This is a genomic window from Nocardiopsis sp. TNDT3 (assembly GCF_003427465.1).
GTDB lineage: Bacteria > Actinomycetota > Actinomycetes > Streptosporangiales > Streptosporangiaceae > Nocardiopsis > Nocardiopsis dassonvillei.
In genome coordinates, this window is sequence record NZ_QPFC01000906.1 from 1 (window position 1) to 4089 (window position 4089).

Annotated in this window: 4 protein-coding genes; 3 read left to right on the plus strand and 1 reads right to left on the minus strand. The window is 74.3% G+C overall.

Going from position 1 to position 4089, the window contains the following annotated elements; translation table 11 throughout:
• The first annotated feature begins 83 nt into the window (after positions 1–83).
• The gene (locus DQW06_RS21410; RefSeq protein ID WP_013154532.1) at positions 84–458 is read left to right on the plus strand and encodes an antibiotic biosynthesis monooxygenase; all 375 of its coding nucleotides are present in this window, start codon (positions 84–86) and stop codon (positions 456–458) included.
• 40 nt (positions 459–498) lie between these two features.
• On the opposite strand, the gene DQW06_RS21415 is transcribed toward DQW06_RS21410, so the two are convergent.
• Positions 499–1260 carry a class I SAM-dependent methyltransferase gene (locus DQW06_RS21415; RefSeq protein WP_117199180.1) on the minus strand — a complete coding sequence of 254 codons (762 nt, stop codon included), beginning with the start codon at positions 1258–1260 and terminating at the stop codon, positions 499–501.
• A gap of 96 nt (positions 1261–1356) precedes the next feature.
• Between DQW06_RS21415 and DQW06_RS21420 the strand changes: the two genes are divergently transcribed.
• Together DQW06_RS21420 and DQW06_RS21425 are read left to right on the plus strand one after the other, a co-directional pair.
• Entirely contained in the window at positions 1357–2790 is a 1434-nt protein-coding gene (locus DQW06_RS21420) for a benzoate/H(+) symporter BenE family transporter (RefSeq protein WP_117199181.1), read from the plus strand.
• A 315-nt stretch (positions 2791–3105) separates the two neighbouring features.
• Positions 3106–4047, plus strand: a complete 942-nt coding sequence (locus DQW06_RS21425; RefSeq protein WP_013154535.1) for a GNAT family N-acetyltransferase — start codon at positions 3106–3108, stop codon at positions 4045–4047.
• Positions 4048–4089 lie beyond the last annotated feature (42 nt).

Sequence of the window (4089 nt, forward strand, 5' to 3'; positions counted from 1 at the left end):
GTTCGGGGCGGGGCGGCGCGGGCGTCGGCGGAGGTTGTCCTAGGTTGGGCGGGAGAACCGCAGACAACCGAGAGAGGTGCCGCGTGAGCAGCGTCGTCAAGTTCAACGTCCTGACCGTCCCCGAGGGCGCCGGGGCGACCCTGGAGGAGCGTTTCGCCAAGCGGGCCGGGCTCGTGGAGGACCAGCCGGGGTTCGAGGAGTTCCAGCTGCTGCGCCCGGTCGAGGGCACCGACAAGTACCTGGTGTACACCCGGTGGCGGTCCGAGGAGGACTTCCAGAACTGGGTGAACGGCCAGGCCTTCCGCCAGGGGCACGCCCAGGCCGCCGCGGACGCCCAGAAGGAGGGCGCGTCGGCCGGGCACGGCCGGGGTCACGGGCACGGCCACGGCGGCCCGGCCGCGACCAACAGCGAGATCTGGGGCTTCGAGGTCGTCCAGCGGGTCTCGGCCCGCTCCTGACCGCCGGGGGCGGGTGCCCGCGCCCCGCGGCCCGGGCGGGTCAGCGGGGCTTGCGGGCCTCGATGAGGAAGCGGGTCGTGGTGGCCCTGAACGACCCCTCGCGCTCGATGTGCTCGTGCATGTCCCGGAGCCGGTCCCGGTAGGCCTCCACGGTGAACCCGGGCACCATCCAGACCACCTTGCGCAGGAAGTACACGACCGCGCCGACGTCGAAGAACTCCGTGCGCAGCCGCTCCATGCGCAGGTCGGTCACCTCCAGCCCGGCCGCCCGCGCCCCCTCCCGCGCCTGTTCCGGGTGGCGGGAGGCGCGCGCCTCCCCGGGCTGCGGCCCCAGGAAGAACTCCACGACCTCGAAGACGCTCGCCGGGCCCACCTGCTGGGACAGGTAGGTTCCGCCCGGTGCCAGGACCCGGGCGATCTCCTCCCACCACACGGTCACCGGATGGCGGGAGACCACCAGGTCGAAGGCACCGTCCGCGAAGGGCAGCGGCGGCTCGTCCTCGTCGGCGACGACCACGACCCCCAGCGGATGGAGCAGCCGGGTGGCCTCGGCGATGTTGGGCGGCCAGGACTCCGTCGCCGCGGTCAGGGGCGGGCGTTCGGGGATCCCCGCCAGCACCTCGCCGCCGCCGGTCTGGATGTCGAGCGCGGCGCTCGCGCGGGCCATGTACCCGGCCATGGTGCGCTGGTAGCCCCAGGAGGGGCGCTGTTCCGTGGCCCGGCCCTCCAGCCAGGAGAAGTCCCAGCCGTGCGTCGGCTCCGCGTCGGCCTCGGCGACGAGTGCGTCGAAATCGCGTCCCATGGCGGCATCCTCCCCCGGGCGCCGCGGCCGGGTCCAGCGGTTTTCCCTCCCCCCGGGCGACGGCGCGGGTCCGGTGGCGCGCGAGGATGGTGGACTATGAGAACCCTCGTCCGTCTTGTCGGCCTCGTGGCCCCCGCGCCCGCCGTCGCGGCCGGTCTGGTCGCCGTGCTGGTCGGGGTGACCAGCTCGGCGGCGATCGTGTTCACCGCGGCCGAGGCCGCCGGTGCCTCCTCCGGGCAGACCGCCTCGTGGATGCTGGCCCTGGGTGTGGGGATGGCGGTGACCTGTGTGGGACTGTCCCTGCGCCACCGGGCCCCGATCGTGACCGCCTGGTCCACGCCCGGCGCCGCGCTGCTGGCGGTGGGGCTGGACGGGGTGACGATGGCGCAGGCGGTGGGGGCGTTCCTGTTCTCGGCCGCGCTGATCACCCTGTGCGGCGTCACCGGGTGGTTCGAGAGGGTCATGGACCACGTGCCGGTGCCGCTCGCGGCGGGGCTGCTGGCCGGGGTGCTGCTCCAGTTCGGCATGGGGCTGTTCACGAGCATGGAGGACGACTTCGCGGTCGTGTTCACCATGTTCGCGGCGTACCTGCTGAGCCGCCGGTGGCTGCCGCGCTACGCGGTCATCCTGTCCCTGGTCGCGGGCGGTGTCGCCGCGGCGCTGCGCGGGACCCTGGACCTGGGCGGGGTGACCCCGTCGCTGGCCCGGCCGGTGTTCGTGGCGCCCGAGTTCTCCTGGCAGGTGCTGGTGAGCGTGGGGCTGCCGCTGTTCGTGGTGACCATGGCCTCGCAGAACCTGCCGGGGGTCGCGGTACTGCGGGGCGACGGCTACCGGGTGCCGATCTCGCCGGTGATCGGGTGGACCGGGGCGACCAACCTGGTACTGGCGCCGTTCGGGTGCTTCGGGATGAACCTGGCCGCGATCACCGCGGCCATCTGCACGGGACCGCAGGCGCACCCCGACCGCGAGCGCCGCTACCTGGCCGGGGTGTGGGCGGGGGTCTTCTACCTGTGCGTGGGGGTCTTCGGGGCGACGGTGGCGTCGCTGCTGGCCGCGCTGCCGCCGCCGCTGATCCTGGGGATCGCCGGGCTGGGCCTGCTCGGAACGATCGGGGGTTCGCTGGCGTCCGCGCTGGGGGACGAGCGCTCCCGGGAGGCCGCGGTGGTGACCTTCCTGGCCACGGCGTCGGGGTTCACCCTGTTCGGTGTGGGGTCGGCCTTCTGGGGTCTGCTGGCGGGTGCGCTGACGCTGGCGGTGACCCGTTCCTGGCGCCGGTCGCGGCACACGGCTTCGGGCGGCGGTGCCGGGCAGGACACCGAGGACGCGCGGGAGGCCGACGAGACCGCGGAGGCCGTCCGGGGAGAGGGCGGCGGAGCGCGGGAGGCGGCCGGAACACCGGCGACCCCGATACGGACGGCCGACGGGGCTCACGAGACGGGTGGGACTGGACAGGCCGGAGAGGACGGAACGACCACCGAGGCGCAGGGGCCCGGTGATCCCGGTGCGGACAGCCGGTCGGCCCGCGGTTGAGGGGTGGGCAGCCCCACCGACCGGGGACGGCCACGGGTGTTCCGGCACCGGTCGGCCCGCGGTCGGGGAGTCCGGCGCCGCCGACCGGAGGACGGCCGCGAGAACCGGCGCCGGTCGGCCCCCGACCAAAAGGGCTTGCCCGCCGGTCGGGAGGCGGCTATAACAGTCGCGGCCCCGACCACAGCGGAACCGGGGCCCCGACGACGAAAGGAGGCGGAGCCGTGTTCACCGCAACCACCGCGCTCGCGCCCTCCCGGGGCGGCCTCGACAGCTGAATCCCCGGAGCGGCCGGGCGCACGCACCGAAGGTGTCGCCTTGACCGTGCATGACCTGACCATCCGTACGATCACCGGATCCGGGGAGCTCGACCTCTTCAACCGGTTCCCCTACCCCCTGAACTTCGAGTTCGCCGACGACCTCGCCCGGGGGCGCCGACGCCCCTCGTGGATGTGGGTCGCCCTGGACGGCGACCGCCTCCTGGCCCGCCTCTCCTGGTGGTGCCGGGGCGGTGACACCTCTCCCCTGCTGCTGGACGTCCTGGACGTGGACGACACCGCCGGGGACGTGGACCGCACGGGGATCCTCGAACACCTGCTGCGCACCGCCTCGGCGGCGACCCTGCCCGGAGGCCGGACCCCGCCCGAGTACCTGCGCATCGTCCCCGCCGACTGGCGCGAGGACGCCGACGGGCGCCGCGCCGTACGGGAGCGCATGGCCGCCGTCGAACGCACCGGCGGATCGCTCCTGGTGGAGCGGCTGCGCTTCGAGTGGACCCCCGACGTCCCGGCGCCGGGGCCGGGCGACCGCCTCCGGTTCCGGCAGGTCCGGGACGAGGAGGAGATCCTCGGCCTGATGGTCCGGGCCCTGGAAGGCACGCTGGACGCCCACGACCGCGCCGATCTCGCACACACCACGGCGGAGCAGGTGGCCGCCGACAGCTGGAACGAGGAGTTCGCCCGGTACACGACGCCGCGCTCCTGGTGGCGGATCGCGACGCTTCCGGACGGCGAGCCGGTCGGCTTCGTGCTGCCCGCCCGCAACGACTACCACCCGATCATCGGCTACATCGCGGTGCTGCCCGAGCACCGCGGCAACGGGTACATCGACGAGGTCCTCGCCGAGGGCACCCGCGTCCTGGCACAGGAGGGGGCGGACCGTATCCGCGCCGCCACCGACCTGGGCAACGTCCCGATGGCGCGGGCCTTCCAGCGGGCGGAGTACGCCACGCTCAGCGGGGTCGTCAACATGACCTGGTAGGTCAGAACCGGCTGCCCGGTCCAGCACCGCGCCGTGGCCCCG

Bases quoted from the DNA above. Each gene is read 5' to 3' on its own strand.
- DQW06_RS21415 (WP_117199180.1), bottom strand. From the start codon at position 1,260: ATGGGACGCGATTTCGACGCACTCGTCGCCGAGGCCGACGCGGAGCCG.
- DQW06_RS21420 (WP_117199181.1), top strand. From the start codon at position 1,357: ATGAGAACCCTCGTCCGTCTTGTCGGCCTCGTGGCCCCCGCGCCCGCC.